The sequence below is a fragment of the Pseudoxanthobacter sp. M-2 genome, assembly GCF_046156265.1.
Taxonomy (GTDB): domain Bacteria; phylum Pseudomonadota; class Alphaproteobacteria; order Rhizobiales; family Segnochrobactraceae; genus CAMDHY01.
In genome coordinates this window covers 496,037-511,861 of sequence record NZ_JAWDIR010000011.1, presented here as the reverse complement: position 1 = coordinate 511,861, position 15,825 = coordinate 496,037, and the positions used below count along the sequence as shown (strand labels likewise).

At 71.1% G+C, this 15,825-nt stretch carries 14 protein-coding genes; 3 read left to right on the top strand and 11 right to left on the bottom strand.

The window, feature by feature from the left end; translation table 11 throughout:
* Positions 1–243: 243 nt before the first annotated feature.
* On the bottom strand, positions 244–663 hold the full coding sequence (locus tag RUR49_RS07460; protein ID WP_409145739.1) for a hypothetical protein: 420 nt from the start codon (positions 661–663) through the stop codon (positions 244–246).
* A gap of 134 nt (positions 664–797) precedes the next feature.
* Here RUR49_RS07460 and RUR49_RS07455 point away from each other — a divergent pair, with 134 nt between their 5' ends.
* Positions 798–1,562 carry a hypothetical protein gene (locus tag RUR49_RS07455; RefSeq protein ID WP_409145738.1) on the top strand — a complete coding sequence of 255 codons (765 nt, stop codon included), beginning with the start codon at positions 798–800 and terminating at the stop codon, positions 1,560–1,562.
* Between the two features lie 40 nt (positions 1,563–1,602).
* Positions 1,603–2,031 carry an HIT family protein gene (locus tag RUR49_RS07450; protein WP_409145737.1) on the top strand — a complete coding sequence of 143 codons (429 nt, stop codon included), beginning with the start codon at positions 1,603–1,605 and terminating at the stop codon, positions 2,029–2,031.
* Positions 2,032–2,052: 21 nt separating this feature from the next.
* Here the strand turns inward: RUR49_RS07450 and RUR49_RS07445 are convergent, their stop codons facing one another.
* The 5 genes from RUR49_RS07445 to RUR49_RS07425 all read right to left on the bottom strand — a co-directional run bounded on the left by RUR49_RS07445 (position 2,053) and on the right by RUR49_RS07425 (position 6,929).
* The gene (locus tag RUR49_RS07445; RefSeq protein WP_409145736.1) at positions 2,053–2,412 is read right to left on the bottom strand and encodes an AzlD domain-containing protein; all 360 of its coding nucleotides are present in this window, start codon (positions 2,410–2,412) and stop codon (positions 2,053–2,055) included.
* Complete coding sequence (locus RUR49_RS07440) at positions 2,409–3,167, bottom strand: AzlC family ABC transporter permease (RefSeq protein ID WP_409145735.1); 759 nt, start codon at positions 3,165–3,167, stop codon at positions 2,409–2,411. Before RUR49_RS07440 ends, RUR49_RS07445 begins: the two co-directional genes overlap by 4 nt.
* 180 nt (positions 3,168–3,347) lie before the next feature.
* Positions 3,348–5,780 (bottom strand): ATP-dependent Clp protease ATP-binding subunit ClpA, encoded by a 2,433-nt coding sequence (gene clpA / locus RUR49_RS07435; RefSeq protein ID WP_409145734.1) that lies wholly within the window; start codon positions 5,778–5,780, stop codon positions 3,348–3,350.
* A 9-nt stretch (positions 5,781–5,789) separates the two neighbouring features.
* Positions 5,790–6,119, bottom strand: coding sequence for an ATP-dependent Clp protease adapter ClpS (clpS, locus tag RUR49_RS07430; RefSeq protein ID WP_409145733.1), 330 nt, complete (start codon positions 6,117–6,119; stop codon positions 5,790–5,792).
* A gap of 474 nt (positions 6,120–6,593) precedes the next feature.
* Positions 6,594–6,929 (bottom strand): phasin family protein, encoded by a 336-nt coding sequence (locus RUR49_RS07425; protein WP_409145732.1) that lies wholly within the window; start codon positions 6,927–6,929, stop codon positions 6,594–6,596.
* A 267-nt stretch (positions 6,930–7,196) separates the two neighbouring features.
* On the opposite strand from RUR49_RS07425, the gene RUR49_RS07420 reads away from it, so the two are divergent.
* A complete protein-coding gene (locus tag RUR49_RS07420) occupies positions 7,197–8,867 on the top strand; it encodes a D-alanyl-D-alanine carboxypeptidase (RefSeq protein WP_409145731.1) in 1,671 nt (556 codons plus the stop codon).
* Between the two features lie 6 nt (positions 8,868–8,873).
* On the opposite strand, the gene RUR49_RS07415 is transcribed toward RUR49_RS07420, so the two are convergent.
* From RUR49_RS07415 to RUR49_RS07395, 5 genes are all read right to left on the bottom strand, one after another.
* Positions 8,874–9,650: a DnaJ domain-containing protein gene (locus RUR49_RS07415; protein WP_409145730.1), complete on the bottom strand. Its 777-nt coding sequence runs from the start codon at positions 9,648–9,650 to the stop codon at positions 8,874–8,876.
* Positions 9,647–10,411: a VWA domain-containing protein gene (locus tag RUR49_RS07410; protein ID WP_409145729.1), complete on the bottom strand. Its 765-nt coding sequence runs from the start codon at positions 10,409–10,411 to the stop codon at positions 9,647–9,649. Before RUR49_RS07410 ends, RUR49_RS07415 begins: the two co-directional genes overlap by 4 nt.
* Positions 10,412–10,463: 52 nt before the next feature.
* Positions 10,464–10,901, bottom strand: coding sequence for a DUF1489 family protein (locus tag RUR49_RS07405; RefSeq protein WP_409146349.1), 438 nt, complete (start codon positions 10,899–10,901; stop codon positions 10,464–10,466).
* A 284-nt stretch (positions 10,902–11,185) separates the two neighbouring features.
* Positions 11,186–13,147, bottom strand: a complete 1,962-nt coding sequence (locus tag RUR49_RS07400; protein ID WP_409145728.1) for an acetyl/propionyl/methylcrotonyl-CoA carboxylase subunit alpha — start codon at positions 13,145–13,147, stop codon at positions 11,186–11,188.
* A 177-nt stretch (positions 13,148–13,324) separates the two neighbouring features.
* Entirely contained in the window at positions 13,325–15,619 is a 2,295-nt protein-coding gene (locus RUR49_RS07395) for a putative bifunctional diguanylate cyclase/phosphodiesterase (protein WP_409145727.1), read from the bottom strand.
* Positions 15,620–15,825 lie beyond the last annotated feature (206 nt).

The window sequence follows — 15,825 nt, the reverse complement described above, 5'->3', positions numbered from 1 at the left end:
CGGCAGATCCGTCTATCCACGGTCGCGACCCATCGCGCCAGGACTCGCTCAGGCGCCGACGTCAGGATAGCCCGAAAGCCACGGAACTTCCCGTCCTGCGTGTCCTCATCGCGATCACGTGATCAGCGGATGCCTCAGCCGCAGCAGGGACGGGTCCACTCGCCGCCGCCAACGCGAAATCGCCGGCGTGCAGCGAGCCGCCGGCGATCCAGACAACAGCTCCGAGGTGACGTCGGAGCCCCCTTACTGCTTCGTCATCGTCCAGCAGGCCACCGCGCGGGTGTTCGGGTAGACGTGGGTGTAGCAGACGTCGATCGTGGTCGGGTTGCGCAGCGTGAAGGCGTATTGGCCGTCGACGTCGACGAAGACGCCGCTATCGTAGGCCGGCGGCTTCAGGGCGCCGATGAAGGTCTCGCTGAACTTGCCCCCCGACATGGTGCCGGAAAAGCGCGTCCCCTCCTGACGGGTGATCTCGTAGGTGAAGGTGATCTTCGCCTCCGGGAAGTTCGGCCCCTCGCTGTCCGGGATGCGGTAGGGATTGGGGCCGATGATCACCGCCTGCGCCTCGCCGGACCATTTGCCGACGAGGTTCGGGACGTCTGCGGCGAGCGCCGGCGTGGCGGAAAGAGCAAGCACGGCGAAGACTGCAAGACTGCAACGCATGAGAGGATTCCCCCGGTTTCTGTCGACCCCGGCGGGAGACTGCCACGGCGGCGGCGCGGGCGGCAATTGCCTGACCAGATGCGACGCGCGCCGCATGGGACACGGGCGCCAAGGGTGCTATATCGGGCGCCGCCATGACCCGTGCTTCCCACGACCTGATCTTCTCGGTCCACATCCCCAAGACCGGCGGAACCTCGTTCGCCGAGGTGCTGCGCCATGCCTACGGGCGGCGCGTCGCCTTCGCCTATGGGCCCCATCACGCCCGCACGCACCCGTTGTTGCGCGAGCTCGGCAAGAAGGCCGACCGGGCGGTGGTGGCGCAACTCGCCGAGGAAGGCGTGCGCGTCGTGCACGGCCACTTCTCGGCGAGCGTCTTCGCCGACGCGGTGCCGGACCCGTCGCGCTACTGGATCTGGCTGCGCGAGCCGGTGGAGCGGACGATCTCTCACTTCCACTTCTTCAAGGACAAGCACGCCGCCCGTGGCGCCCTCGGCACGCAGGTGGCGGCCGGCACGCTGCCGCTGACGGCCTTTGCCGCCCACCCGGCGATCCGCAACCTCCAGGCCCGCCACGTCGGGCCGTTCGCCGTGTCCGAGTTCGGCTTCGTCGGCATCACGGAACACATGACGGCGGGGCTCCGCCAGCTCGGCCTCTCCGCCCCCGTCGGGCGCACCCCAACCGCCAACGTCAATCGCGAGAAGCCGGAGTTCGACCGCCAGACGCGGGCGGCGATCGCGGCCGAGAACATCACCGACGTCGCGGTCTATTCGGAGGGCCTGCGCGTCTTCCTCGAGCGCGAGCGCCGGCCCGGCTCGGTGCGCGCGCCGCAGACGCTCGGCTTCGTCGCCCGCACGCTCGACCGCTGGCGCACGGTGCCGGCGCCCGAGCGGACCGAGTAGGCTCGCCCGCCCCCGCATCGCCGTCCGCCCGGAGGACCTCATGGCCGACTATGACGACCAGAACGTGTTCGCCAGGATCCTGCGCGGCGAGCTGCCCTCGGCAAGGATCTACGAGGACGACGCCACCATCGCTATCATGGACATCATGCCGCGCTGCGACGGCCACGCGCTGGTGCTGCCGAAGGCGCCGTCGCGCAACCTGCTCGACATCGCGCCGGCCGACCTCGCCGCGGTGATGGCGACCGCCCAGAAGATCGCCCGCGCCGCCGTGACGGCCTTCGGCGCCGACGGCGTGACGGTGCAGCAGTTCAACGAAAGCGCCGGCGGCCAGGTGGTGTTCCACACCCACGTGCACGTGATGCCGCGCAAGGAGGGCGTGGCGCTGCGGCCGCACACCGGCGAGATGGCACCGAAGGACGTCATCGCCTCCCACGCCGAGGCCTATCGCAGGGCGCTCGCCGGCGCCTGAGCGCCGCGACCTCCGCAAGCTTCAGGGGTCGAGCGCCAGCCAGCCGGCGATCAGCACGGCTTCCGCCGCGGCGACGCCGGCGAAGAGCCGGCGCCCGAGGACGAGATAGGCGGCGAGCCCGATGCCCGCCGCGACGATGCGCAGCGCCGCCGGCGTGGTGGCCAGCGCGCCGCCGGGCGCGAGCAGCATCTTGGCGATGACACCGGCCACCAGCGCGGTCGCCACCGCCCGCACCCAGGCGAGCACCGGCGACGCCTCGTCGAGGCGAGCGCCCACGAGCACCCCGATCCAGCGCCACATCTCCGTGGCCAGGAAGCCGGCGATCAGGATGAACAGATAGGGCCACAGCGGCCCGAGATCGCTCGTGAAGCTCAGCGTCACCGGGCCCTCCCGACGATGCGGCCGATCAGGAAGGCGAGCGTGCCGCCGACGAGACCGCCCCAGAGGAGGTCGGTTGTTGAGTCGACGAGCCCGACGAGCGGCGTCAGCACGAGGCCGATGGCGAGCGCCAGCCGCTCGGTCAGGCTGCGCGCCGCACCGCTCATCGAGATGAGGAAATAGACCGGCGTCATGAACACCAGCGCGCCGGAGAGCACCGGCGGCAGTTCGCCCGCCCCCCAGTAGCCAAGCGCGGTGGCGCCGACGCTCGCCACCGCCAGCGCCGAGCCGAGCCCGGCATACCAGGCGGCACGGCCCTCGCGCGGGATCGACGGCAGCTGGACCATCGCCAGCACCCAGGCGGTGACGGCGACGAAGTGGCTGAGTGCGAGGAGGCGTAGCCGCGTCGTGCCCGGTCCGCGCAGCATCGGCATGATCGCCGCCGTCATCGGCATCAGGCGGACGGCGGAGAGCGAGACGGAGACGAAGGCGGCGACGAGCGAGGAGCCGGCCGAGATCGAGCCGGTGAGCACGATCTGGCTCGGCAGCGCCCAGATCCCACCGGTCATCAGCAGGGTCAGGCCGAGCGGCAGCCCCGCCTCGCGGGCGAAGCCGCCGAAGCCGACGGTGGAGGCGAACAGCACGAGGCCCGGCACGCCGACCGCCGCCCGCATGCCGGCGAGGAACCAGCCGCCGCGCGGACGGTGGGACGCGGCGGGCTCGTGCGACGGGGGGTCGCCAGAGGACTCAGCGGACACGGCAGACCGACGCGGCTGGGGATGGTGCGGCCGTTCGGGGAGCCCGGGCGGCGATCGGGAGGAAGCCGGGCGGCCCCGAAGGCTGCACCGGCTGTCGACGTCCTGCGGTGCCGGCAGCATGTGCCGGCACCAGGCTCATGCCGGCGGCGGACCGCCGGCGTTCGTTCGAGGCCTCGCCCCCTACTGGGTGAGCGGAACCTTCGGAACGAGGCTGCGCTTCACCGGCTTCTCGGGCGCCGGCTTCACCTTGACCTTCGCCTTCGTCTTGGCGGGGCGGCGGCGGGGCTTGCGGGCCTCCTTCGGCGGCGCCGGGCGCGGTCGGTCGCCGGTGTCGGCGAGGAGATCGAGCTTCAGGCCGTCCTGGCCGTCGTCCTTCTTCTCGACCGTCACCTTGACGGTGCCGCCCTTCATCAGCGTGCCGAACAGCACGGCTTCGGCGAGCGGCTTCTTGATGTGCTCCTGGATGACGCGGGCGAGCGGCCGCGCCCCCATGCGCTCATCGTAGCCCTTCTCCGACAGCCACTTCACCGCGGCATCGTCGAGCTCGAAGGTGATGTTGCGGTCCGAGAGCTGGGCCTCGAGCTGCAGCACGAACTTCTGCACGACAAGGTGGACCACCTCCGGCGGCAGATTGCGGAAGGCGACGATGGCGTCGAGGCGGTTGCGGAACTCCGGCGTGAACAGGCGGTTGATCGCCTCGGTGTCCTCGCCGTCGCGACGCGTCCGGCTGAAGCCGATCGGTGCCTTGGCGAGGTCGGCGGCACCGGCGTTCGTCGTCATGATCAGGACGACGTTGCGGAAATCCACCTGCTTGCCGTTGTGGTCGGTCAGCTTGCCGTGGTCCATCACCTGCAACAGGATGTTGAACAGGTCCGGGTGCGCCTTCTCGATCTCGTCGAGCAGCAGCACGCAGTGCGGATGCTGGTCGATGCCGTCGGTCAGAAGGCCGCCCTGGTCGAAGCCGACATAGCCCGGAGGTGCGCCGATCAGGCGGCTGACGGTGTGCCGCTCCATGTACTCCGACATGTCGAAGCGCAGCATCTTGACGCCGAGGATCTCGGCGAGCTGGCGGGCGACTTCGGTCTTGCCGACGCCGGTCGGACCGGAGAACAGGTAGCTGCCGATCGGCTTCTCCGGCTCGCGCAGGCCCGCCCGGGCGAGCTTGATCGCCGACGACAGCGTCTCGATCGCCGCGTCCTGACCATAGACGACGCGCTTCAGGTTCTCGTTGAGGTTGCGCAGCACCTCAGCGTCGTCCTTCGACACCGACTTCGGCGGGATGCGCGCCATCGTCGCGATGGTGACCTCGATCTCCTTGACGCCGATCGTTTTCTTGCGGCGGGACTCCGGCAGGAGCATCTGCGAGGCACCCGACTCGTCGATCACGTCGATCGCCTTGTCCGGCAACTTGCGGTCGTTGATGTAGCGGGCCGACAGTTCCACCGCCGTCTTGATGGCGTCGGAGGTGTAGCGGACGCCGTGATACTCCTCGAAGTAGGGCTTCAGGCCCTTGAGGATCTCGATGGCATCCGGGATCGAGGGCTCGTTGACGTCGATCTTCTGGAAGCGACGGACCAGCGCCCGGTCCTTCTCGAAGAACTGGCGATATTCCTTGTAGGTCGTCGAGCCGATGCAGCGGATCTGGCCGGAGGCGAGCGCCGGCTTCAGGAGGTTCGAGGCGTCCATGGCGCCGCCGGAGGTGGCGCCGGCACCGATGACGGTGTGGATCTCGTCGATGAACAGGACGGCGCCGGGGTACTCCTCGACCTCCTTGACGACCTGCTTCAGCCGCTCCTCGAAGTCGCCGCGATAGCGCGTGCCGGCGAGCAGCGCGCCCATGTCGAGGGCGAAGATCGTCGCGTCGGCGAGCACCTCGGGCACCTCGTCGTTGACGATGCGGCGCGCGAGGCCCTCGGCGATCGCGGTCTTGCCGACGCCGGGATCACCGACGAACAGCGGGTTGTTCTTCTGGCGCCGGCAGAGCACCTGGATGGTGCGCCGGATCTCCTCGTCGCGGCCGATGACGGGGTCGATCTTCCCCTTCTTCGCCTTCTCGTTGAGGTTGACGCAATAGGCCTCGAGAGCGTCGGTCTTGCGCTTCGTCCGTTCGGTACCGTCCACGGTCGCCTGCTCATCGTCTGCCCCGCGCGCCGCCCGCGGTTCGGCCATGCCGACCCGCTTCGCGATGCCGTGGCTGATGTAGTTCACGGCATCGTAGCGGGTCATGTCCTGCTCCTGCAGGAAGTACGCCGCGTGGCTCTCGCGCTCCGCGAAGATGGCGACGAGCACGTTCGCGCCCGTCACCTCCTCGCGGCCCGACGACTGCACGTGGATGACGGCGCGCTGGATGACCCGCTGGAAACCGGCGGTCGGCTTGGAATCGTCGCCGGCATCGGTGACGAGGTTGTCGAGCTCGGTGTCGATGTACTCGACGAGGTCGCGCTTTAGCTTGTCCAGGTCGACGTTGCAGGCGCGCATGACCGCGGCCGCATCCTGGTCCTCTATCAGCGCCAGCAGCAGGTGCTCGAGCGTCGCATATTCCTGATGCCGCTCGTTCGCGAACGCGAGGGCCTGATGCAGCGCCTTCTCGAGGCTACGGGAGAATGACGGCACGGGTATCCCTCACTTCTTCTCCATGACGCACTGCAGCGGGTGCTGGTGCTTGCGGGCGAAGTCCATCACCTGGGTCACTTTCGTCTCGGCCACCTCGTACGTGTAGACGCCGCATTCGCCCACGCCGTGATGGTGGACGTGCAGCATGATGCGCGTCGCCTCCTCGCGGGTCTTCTGAAAGAACCGCTCCAGAACGTGCACGACGAATTCCATCGGCGTGTAGTCGTCGTTCAGGATGAGGACGCGATACATGTTCGGGCGTTTCGTCTTCGCGCGGGTGCGCGTGACGACGACCGTTCCATTCTCGCCCTCGTCCCGACGATCGTCGCCGGCCGTCATGCTCGGTTCGTGCCGCATCGCCTTCCACACGACGCCTGCGCGCCGCATCGCTTTCCGCACAGCGCCTTAGCGCCGCCTGCCGCCCGGGGGCCAGCCGACCGCCACCCCATCCGCCGGCCACGCCGATCACTGGCCGTGCTGGCTCATGTAGGTGCCGTCTCCGACATTGTAAGGCGATCCTCCGCATTCGCAACGCGGATGCGCGTGATCGACGCGGCGAGCGGCGCCGCAGGCGGACACCGCAGCCGCCGGCACGAGGCAGGATACCTCGCCCCTCCCCCCTCGCGCGGCGGGTCGCCGCTCGGGGCCACCGGCCCGTCACCCGGCGAACCGGGTCCGCAAATGCAAAGAGCCCGGCCTAGGCCGGGCTCCCTTCAGGATCACTCTCGCTTGCGGCCCCCGGCGGCCAAGCGCCGAACCGCCGCAGGGGCGAGCGCAGGCCGGCTCCGCGGCGGCATCTGCCGCCGCGTCACATCACTTCGAAGTCACCTTCGCGAAGATCGTCTCGTAGGGCTTGTAGGCGTCCTTGGCGAGGTCGACGTACATTTCGCCGAGCTTCGACATCTGCGAGACCATGCCCTCGTACGAGGACTTCAGGTACTCGCTCTGCACTTCCATCGCCTTGTCGAGCGACTTCACGCCCATCAGCTTCTCGAGAGCGGCCGTGCCGTCCTCGTAGCTCTTCTTCGAGTAGTCGGCGACCTCGACCGCGATCGCCTGCATGCCCTTGGAGAGCGTGCCGAACGACTTCATGGCCGTGTCGAGACCGTCCTTGTTGAGCTTCTGAATCTCATCCACGCCAGTAACCATTTCTGTTGATTCCTTCTTTGGCAGGGGCGGACCCAGCGACGACGCGAGACCCTGTCGCCAGCACCTGACCAAAATTATATGCACTGCACAAAAAATGTCAAGATCATCCCGCATTGCAACAACGTGACGGCGGGCGTCGCCGCTTAACCGTCCGCTAACCGCCATTCCATAGCCTCGATTGCGTCACCCCTCGTCCGCGGGCAGGGGGTCCGTACGGGCCGAGCCCATCCCGCTCCTCCGTCACCCGAGAGCCGAGGTCGATCGCCGATGCCGTTGCGCCCCGCCGTCCGCCGCCTGTTCGCAACGATCCTCCGCACGGGAGCGGTCGCGGTCGCCGGGCTGGCCCTCACGGCGCTGGCGGCTGGCCCCACCGCCGATCCGGCGTGGGCGGCGAAGAAGAAGACGGCGACCACCAAGGCGAGCCCTGCCGCCGACAGCCGCTATGCGGCGATCGTGGTCGATTCCGCCACAGGCGAGGTGCTGTTCGCGAAGAACGCCGACGCTCGCCGCTACCCGGCCTCGCTCACCAAGATCATGACCCTCTACATCCTCTTCGAGGAGATGCAGAAGGGCCGCTACAACGAGGCCTCGAAGCTGTCGGTCTCCGCCAAGGCGGCGGCGCAGGCGCCCTCCAAGCTTGGCCTGAAGGCAGGCGGCACGATCACCGTCGGCGAAGCGATCCGCGGACTGGTGACGAAGTCGGCCAACGACGCCGCGATGGTGGTGGCCGAGAACGTCTCCGGCAGCGAGGAGGCGTTCGGCAAGCGCATGACCGCGACGGCCCGCCGCCTCGGCATGCACGGTACGACCTTCCGCAACCCGAACGGCCTGCCCAACCCGGGCCAGGTGACGACCGCCCGCGACATGGCCACCCTCGGCCTCGCGGTGCAGACGCGTTTCCCGCAGGAATACAAGTACTTCTCGACGCGCAAGTTCGTGTTCCGGGGCGCCACCTACGGCAACCACAACCGGCTCCTCGGCAGCGTCGAGGGCGTCGACGGCATCAAGACCGGCTATATCCGCGCCTCCGGCTTCAACCTCGTCACCTCGGTGAAGCGCGATGGTCGCCAGCTCGTCGCGGTGGTGATGGGCGGGGCCACGGGCCGCTCGCGCGACGCCCACATGGCCGAGCTCGTCCGCACCTATCTGCCGAAGGCGACGCGCACCCGCGCCACGCAGCCGCTCGTCGCCTCCGTGCGCGGCGGCTGGAAGCTGCCGCAGACCGAAGCGGAAGTCGCCGCCGCCGATCCGACCGCCGAGGCGCCGATGGTGCTGGCGCCGGCCGCCTCCGCGTCCCCCGCTCGCCCCGTCGTCGTGGCTCTCCGCCTGCCGGTATCGGCGCCCGCCCGTCCCGCCGTGCCGGTGGCCGTGGCCGCCGTCGTCGAGGAGCCGGTCGCGCCGCTCGCCTTCGCCGCCCTGCCGGTGCCTGCCCCCGTTGCCGCCGCGGCTCCGGTCGCGCCCGCCCCGCAGGCCGCCCCGATCCAGCTCGGCTCGCCGTCGAACGCCGACGTCGCCGCCGCCAAGGCACAGCTCACCGCGATGCTGCAGCAGTTCGAGGAGGAGCAGGGCGACACCAACACCGTCGATGGTGCCGAGGAGGCCGTCGTCGTCGCCTCGACCGCTCCGATCGCGGTGCCGGAGATTGCCACGCCGCAGCCGGTGGCCGTCGCCGCGCCGGCGCCGACCGCGCGCGACGGCTGGAAGATCCAGATCGGCGCGCTGCCGAGCCAGACCGCCGCCTCCGAGCGCCTCGCCGCCGCCCGCGACCAGTTCGCCCGCCTGCTGGCGCAGGCCGAGCCCTACACGGAGCCGGTCGCGGCCGGCTCGACGACGCTCTACCGCGCCCGTTTCGCCGGTTTCGAGACGCAGGCCGCCGCCCGGGCCGCCTGCGCCCAGATCAAGAAGCGTGCCTACGACTGCCTGCCGGTTCTCCAGTAACGCGCATCACGGACTGCGACGATGGCCGCCCAAGAGACGTTCCTTCGCTTCGTTGATACGCGCAGCGAGCGCCGCGGACCCGCCCATGTCGGGATGGACGCGCTTCATCAGGTTGCGGTGCGCGGTGCGGACCTCGTCCGCACTCGCGCCCTGCGCAAGCCCCAGGATCTCGTACGCCTCCTGCTCGCTCATGCCGCGCGAGCGCGGCGCGGCGCCCTGCCCCCCTGCCGCACCGTCGTTCAGGTGTTCACGCCAGCGGGGCTCCCGGCGGTCGAGATACACTTCCAGGAGCGCCCGGCTCTCCCGGTCGCCAGCCGCGCCCGCCCATAGGCCGATCAGCGCCTCGACGGACAGCGCATTGAGCGACTGGCCGGCATAGCGGCCGGAGCGGACGGTGCCGCGCACCGTGCCGGCAACGTGGTCGAGTTCGAGTTCGACGAGCGCACTCGCCGCCCGCGACGTCTTCGGTGCCGTGCCGGTGCCGCCGCCGGCAGTTCCGCCGGGACGCCCGAGGCCACCGAGCCCGCCCAGGCCCCCGAGCCGGCCCAGGCCACCCAGTCCGCCCAGCCCGCCGAAACCGAACAGCGACAGCCCGAACAGGCCGATCGGCATCGCCGCGGCCCACTTGCCGGTCGCCGCCAGCACGATGGCGACGCCGATCAGCACGACGCCGCCGATGCGCGGCAGCGAGCGCGCGAGCTTCTTCGGATCCGCCTTTACATAGCCGCGGCCGAGGGCCCAGAGGCAGAGAACCAGCAGAGCGCCGCCGAGGAGAAAGATCACGGCGACAGCCTGCCGAGCAGCAGCCGGGCGCCGTCGTCGCCGCGCTTCTCGAGCGCGGCGAGAGCGGCCCGGCCGCCGGCCGCATAGGCGGCGACGGCGCGCAGGAGCTTCGCAAGCTCCGCTCCGGCGCCGGCGCTGAAACGGACGTGCGCGCCGCCGGTGAGGCGGGCGATCTCGGCGAAGGCGACGGAGGCGGTGGCGTCACTACCCTCCTGGAAGAGGAAGGCCGGTACGCCGCGCAGCGCCAGTTCGCCGGCGCGGGCGGCGAGTTCGTCGACCGGCTCCTCGCAGGCGTCACCCACATAGACGAGCGCCCCGACGCGCTTCTCGCGCGCCTCGTTGGCGACGTGCGACAGCACCTTGCGGATCTGCGTGAAGCCGCCTCGGCAGTCGATCCTCGACATCAGGCCGCCGAGCATCTGCGGGTCGGCGACCCAGCGGCTCGCCCGGCACTCGCCGAGGCCGCGGAAATAGACGAGCTTCACCGACAGCCCGCCGAGTGCCGCCGTCGCGTCGAACATCTCGGCCTGGATGACGCAGGCTTGGTCCCAGGTCGGCTGGCGGCTCATGGTGGCATCGAGGGCGAAGACCAGCCGCCCCTGCCCCTCGCCGCGCGGCGCCATCGTGCGCGCCTTCTCGAGGAAGGCCTCGATTTCCGAAGAGGACGAGCGCGCGGCCTCGCCCAACCCGGAGGGGACGGTGGTGGTCTTCGACAGGGGGCGATTACGATCGGTCACAGACGATAAGATGAAGCGCGCCACCGATTTCGCAATGGCCCTGCGGCGACCGTGCTGCTCATCGCGGCCCGCGGGCTCAAAGCAGGCCGAGCTCGGCAAGCGCGCGGCGCATGTCGCTCGGCAGGGCATCGCCGCCCTCGCCCCTCTGGCCGATGTCGCGCGGTGCCTCGGCGGGCGCGAGGTAGCGCCAGCCCTGGAACGGCCGCTTCTGCCGGCGCTCGGTCGGCACCAGCACCGGCTCCAGCACGATCTCGCAGCGCTCGATGCCGTCGTCGCCCTTGACCGGCCGGAGGTCGCGGATCGGCTGGCGCACCTGCAGCACGCCGCGGATCACCCAGTAGAGCGAGCCGCCGTCGAGCACCTCGTCGCGGCGGCGCGGCGCCATGCGGGTGGTGTGGACCTGCTCGGCCGGCCGCCCGAGGCGCCGGCGCTCGGCCTGCGTCTCGTCGATCCACTGCTGCAGATCCTCGATCGAATCGGCGCCGACGCAGAGCTTGATGATGTGGAGCGGCATGGCGGGAGGGTGGTGCGGCAGCGCCGCGGAATCAATCGCGCCGATCGGCGCGGCTGGGGACAAGTGGCGCCCTTGCTGCAAGCACCCTGATTTCCCGGCCGAGCACACTGGCGAGCAGGGGACATACGTCAAGCCACACCCTCTCACCGTCATCGCCCGGCTTGACCGGGCGATCCATCCCACCCCCAAACGTCGGTCGCGTCCGTGATGGATGCCCCGGTCAAGCCGGGGCATGACGTAGAGGGAGATGACGTGGAGGGGGATGACGTGGAGGGGGATGAAGCTCAGCCCGGCTTTCCGCCCTCCACATCCGCCAGCACCACGATCGCCGCGCCCTGCGCCACCTGGGCGCCGACGGCGGCGCGTACCTCGGCAACGGTGCCGTCGCGCGGGGCGACCACCGTGTGCTCCATCTTCATCGCCTCGACGGTAAACAGCGGCACGCCCCGCGCCACCGTGTCGCCGGGAGCGACGCGGACGGCCAGCAGCCGGCCGTGCATCGGCGCGCGCACCACGCCGGAGCCCTCGAGATCATCGGCGGTGCGGGCGAGTTCGTCGACGAGGCGCACCGCGGCGGCACGGCCGGCGTCGAGCGCATAGGCGGCGTCGCCGGCGCGCACGAACGCCTCCTCCGCCACGCCGGCGCTGGAGGCGCGGCCGACGAACGCCTCGACCGTGCCGTGGCCCCAGCGCAGCCGCGCCGTCTGCGGCGCCCCGCCGTCGACCGAGAAGCGGTAACCGACCTCCCGCGACGGGCCGAGGGCGAAGCCGTCGAGGGTCGCCCACGGGTCGCTCCAGCCGTCGGCGCGCGGCACCGGCGGCGGCGCCCGCGTCGCCGCGACCAGCCGCACCACGACGGCGGCGACGACGCCGTCACCGACGCGGCCGCCGGCGATCGCCGTGCCGGCGCGCTCGACGAAGCCGGTGTCGACGCCGCCGGTGCGCACGTCGGCATGGCCGACGACCGACCGCAGGAAGGCGAGGTTCGACTTCGGCCCGGCGACGACGGTGCGGGCGAGCGCCGCCGATAGCCGGTCCAGCGCCTGCTTCCGGTCGGCGCCGTGGGCGATGATCTTGGCGATCATCGGATCGTAGAACGGCGCCACCGTGCCGCCCTCCTCGACGCCCGAATCGACGCGGATGCCCTCCCCCTCCGGCAGACGAAGCACGTCGAGGCGCCCCGAGGACGGCAGGAAGCCGGCGTCCGGGTCCTCGGCATAGAGGCGCACCTCGACGGCGTGGCCGTCGATCGGCGCCGCCTGCGACGGCAGCGGCTCGCCGGCGGCGACGCGCAGCTGCCACTCGACGAGGTCGAAGCCGGTGATCGCCTCGGTCACCGGGTGCTCCACCTGCAGGCGGGTGTTCATCTCCATGAACCAGAAGCCGTCGGGCCGGAGCCCCTTGGCGCCGTCGACGATGAATTCCACCGTGCCGGCGCCGACATAGCCGACGGCCTTCGCCGAGGCGACGGCGGCCGCGCCCATGGCGGCCCGCACCTCCGCCGTCATGCCCGACGCCGGCGCCTCCTCGAGCACCTTCTGGTGGCGGCGCTGGATGGAGCAGTCGCGCTCGTTCAGGTGAATGGTGTTGCCGTGGGTATCGGCGAAGACTTGGAACTCGATATGGCGGGGGTCGCGGACGTAGCGCTCGACGAGCACGCGCGGGTCGCCGAAGGACGACTGCGCCTCGCGGCGGGCGGCGGCGAGCGCCTCGTCGAACTCGATCGCCCGGTCGACCCGGCGCATGCCCTTGCCGCCGCCGCCGGCGACCGCCTTGATCAGCACCGGGTAGCCGATCTCGTAGGCCTTCTGCTTCAGGAAATCCGGGTCCTGGCGTTCGCCGTGATAGCCCGGCACCACCGGAACTTTATTCTGCTCCATCAGCGCCTTGGCGCCATCCTTCAGCCCCATGGCACGGATCGCCGACGGCGGCGGGCCGACGAAGACGATGCCTGCGGCGGCGCACGCCTCGGCAAAGCCGGCGTTCTCCGACAGGAAGCCGTAGCCGGGGTGGATGCACTCGGCGCCGGTCGAGCGCGCGGCGGCGAGGATGCGGTCGGCCGAGAGGTAGGATTGCGCCGCCGGCGCCGGGCCGATCGGCACGGCCACGTCGGCGAGCCGCACGTGTGGCGCCTCGGCGTCGGCGTCCGAGTAGACGGCGATCGTGCGCAGCCCGAGGCGGCGGGCGGTGCGGATAATGCGGACGGCGATCTCGCCGCGGTTGGCGATGAGGATCGAACGGAACACGGCGTCTCCCCTGGGCCGGGCGGGCGCCCGGCGCACGCGCCGCGAGGCCGACGCATCGGGAGCATCGGCGCGGCCGCGGACGGGCGGAAGGATGGCACGGCGGGCGGGCGGATGGCGAGAGTGGTGCGTGCTGGCCGGTTTGCTCAGAGCACACCCGGCCGCCGCGGGCCATCCGTGTCAGTGCAGGATCCGCGGCCCCTCGCCCGTCGGCGGCGTCGGCATGCCGAGCGGGCCCGCTTCGCCGAGCTCGACGTCGAGGCCGCCGCGCGGTGCCGGCACGGCGAACACGGGCGCCCCGAACATCGGCGCGCCCTCGGCGAAGTCGAAGTCTCGCGCCGGACGCGGCTGGGCGAACAGGAAGCCCTGCAGGGCGGCGGCGCCGGTGGCGATCGCGACGCTGCGCTCGGCTTCCGTCTCAATGCCCTCGATGATGACGAACAGCCCGAGCGCCCGGCCGAGATCGGCGATCGCCGACAGGATCGCCGAGCCGTTCGGGTCGCCGGAAACGTCGGTGACGAAGGCGCGGTCGATCTTGATGCCGTCGACCGGCAGCTCGCGCAGGCGCGACAGGCTGGAATAGCCGGTGCCGAAGTCGTCGAGCATGATGCGCACGCCCATGCGGCGCAGCGCCGCCAGCACAGAGAGCGTCTGGTTGTTCTCGCTGCCGAAGGCGTGCTCGGTCACCTCGATGCAGAGGCGTTCCGGCGCCAGCCCCGACAGCGCCAGCGCGCTGCGGACGCCGTCGACATAGGCGATGTCGGCGAGCTCGGTCGGCGAGGCGTTGACGAACAGCCACGCCCCGTCCCAGGCGACCGCGTCGGCGCAGGCGCGGCGCAGCACGTAGGTGCCGAGGCGGACGATCTGGCCGTTCTCCTCGGCGAGCCGCACGAAGAACGGCGCCGGCACGTAGCCGCGTTCAGGATGGCGCCAGCGGGCGAGCGCCTCCATCGCCTGCACCCGGCCGGTGCCGGCAGTGACGATCGGCTGGTACCAGACCTCCAGCAGCCCGGCGTCGAGGGCATGGGCGAGGTCGGCCTGCAGCCGCGACTGCAGGCGCATGGAATCCTCCATCGCCTGCTCGAACATCGTGTGGCGGCGGTCGCGGTCCTCCTTGGAGGCATAGAGGGCGAGGTCGGCGCGGCGGAACAGGTCGTCCGCCCCTATCGTCCGGTCGAAGCTCACCGCCGTCCCGACGGAGCCAGCGACCGGCAGCCGGCGGATGCCGACGAACATCGGCTGGCAGAGCGTCTCGCTGATGCGGACACCCAGCACCTGCGCCTCTGCCGCGGCCAGCACCGACGTCTGCAGCACGACGAATTCGTCGCCGCCGAGCCGGGCGACGAGATCGTCGGGGCCGATCAGCCGCTCGAGGCGGCGGCCGACCTCGACCAGAAGCTGGTCGCCGGCACCGTGGCCGTGGGTGTCGTTGAAGGTCTTGAAGTCGTCGAGGTCGACATAGTGGACGGCGACGCCGCGGCGTCCGTCCCGCGCCTCCAGGGCAGACTCGAGGCGCGCCTCCAGCAGCCGGCGGTTCGCGAGGTCCGTCAGCGGATCGCGCTCCGCCATGCGGTCGATCTCTTCGCGGCGCCGGGCGTCGGCGGTGGAGGCGGTGCCGAGCTTGAACAGAAGCAGCGCCGTCACCGCGGCCACGGCCGCCATCGCCACCACGGCGGTCGGCAGCACGTGGGTGCGGATCCAGTCGCCGGGGCGGTCGGGCCGCCAGGTGAGGAAGCCGAGCGCCGGGCCACCGCCGCGCGCGGTCAGCGCCTCGACCGCCCAGCCCGATTCGTTCGGCGGCACGGCGCGCAGATGGGCGCCGTTCAGTTGCAGGTCGCGGCCGATTTCGCCCAGGAGGTCGGCGTCGAGGAAGGCGAGGCTCACCAGCACCGGGCGCTCGGCGGCGGCGAGGCCCGCTCCCACCGGAACGACGGCGGCGAGCGCCGGCCGGCCGTCCGAGACGACCACGTCGGCGGCGCCGGCGACGGATGCCCCACCCGCACCGGCCACGGCATCGTCATCGAGAGAAGGACCGGCTGCCGTTGTCGCCGTCCGGGCGGTGGCGACCAAGTCGTCGAGGATGGCGCGCAGGCGCTCGAAGGCGCCCGGCTCGATCATCTCGCCACCGTCCGAGCCGTAGACCGGTCGTCCGCTGCCATCGAGCAGGAAGACCAGGTCGTGGCCGTGCCGGGCGCTCAGCCAGCGCCCGAGCCGCTCGTGCAGGCGGTCGCGTGCCGCGGGGTCGAGAGCCGCGGCCGCCGCCGCCTCGCCGCCGATCGCGACCGTCTGCTCGCGGGTCATGTCCTCGAGACGGTCATCGACGGCGGTGGCGAACAACGACGCCTGGCGGGAGACCGCATAGTCGTCGGAGAGCTGGGCGGCCCAGACGATGGCGACCACGACGAGGAGCGCCGCGACGAAGACCGTCACGGCGACTGGCAGGACCACAGGCAGGACGGCGTTTCTCGCCCCCACGGCGCTGATGCTTCCCCTCGGTCCGCCGGCGACAAGGGCGTCGTCTGGCTGGACCAGTTCCCGATATGGCACGAACCGCCCCACGCCGCGGATCACGATTCGTGGAGCCAGGGGAGATTAGGCAGGGCAGCCCGGCTTGGGCACGGGAAAAAAGCCCCGGACGCGCGAGCGTCCGGGGCCGAGGGGGAGATGAGGAAACCGCATTG

Excerpts from the sequence above, each read along its gene's own strand:
- RUR49_RS07425 (WP_409145732.1), bottom strand. The coding sequence starts at position 6,929 with ATGGTTACTGGCGTGGATGAGATTCAGAAGCTCAACAAGGACGGTCTC.
- clpS (WP_409145733.1), bottom strand. The coding sequence starts at position 6,119 with ATGACGGCCGGCGACGATCGTCGGGACGAGGGCGAGAATGGAACGGTC.
- RUR49_RS07450 (WP_409145737.1), top strand. The coding sequence starts at position 1,603 with ATGGCCGACTATGACGACCAGAACGTGTTCGCCAGGATCCTGCGCGGC.
- RUR49_RS07405 (WP_409146349.1), bottom strand. The coding sequence starts at position 10,901 with ATGCCGCTCCACATCATCAAGCTCTGCGTCGGCGCCGATTCGATCGAG.
- RUR49_RS07455 (WP_409145738.1), top strand. The coding sequence starts at position 798 with ATGACCCGTGCTTCCCACGACCTGATCTTCTCGGTCCACATCCCCAAG.
- RUR49_RS07420 (WP_409145731.1), top strand. The coding sequence starts at position 7,197 with ATGCCGTTGCGCCCCGCCGTCCGCCGCCTGTTCGCAACGATCCTCCGC.
- RUR49_RS07460 (WP_409145739.1), bottom strand. The coding sequence starts at position 663 with ATGCGTTGCAGTCTTGCAGTCTTCGCCGTGCTTGCTCTTTCCGCCACG.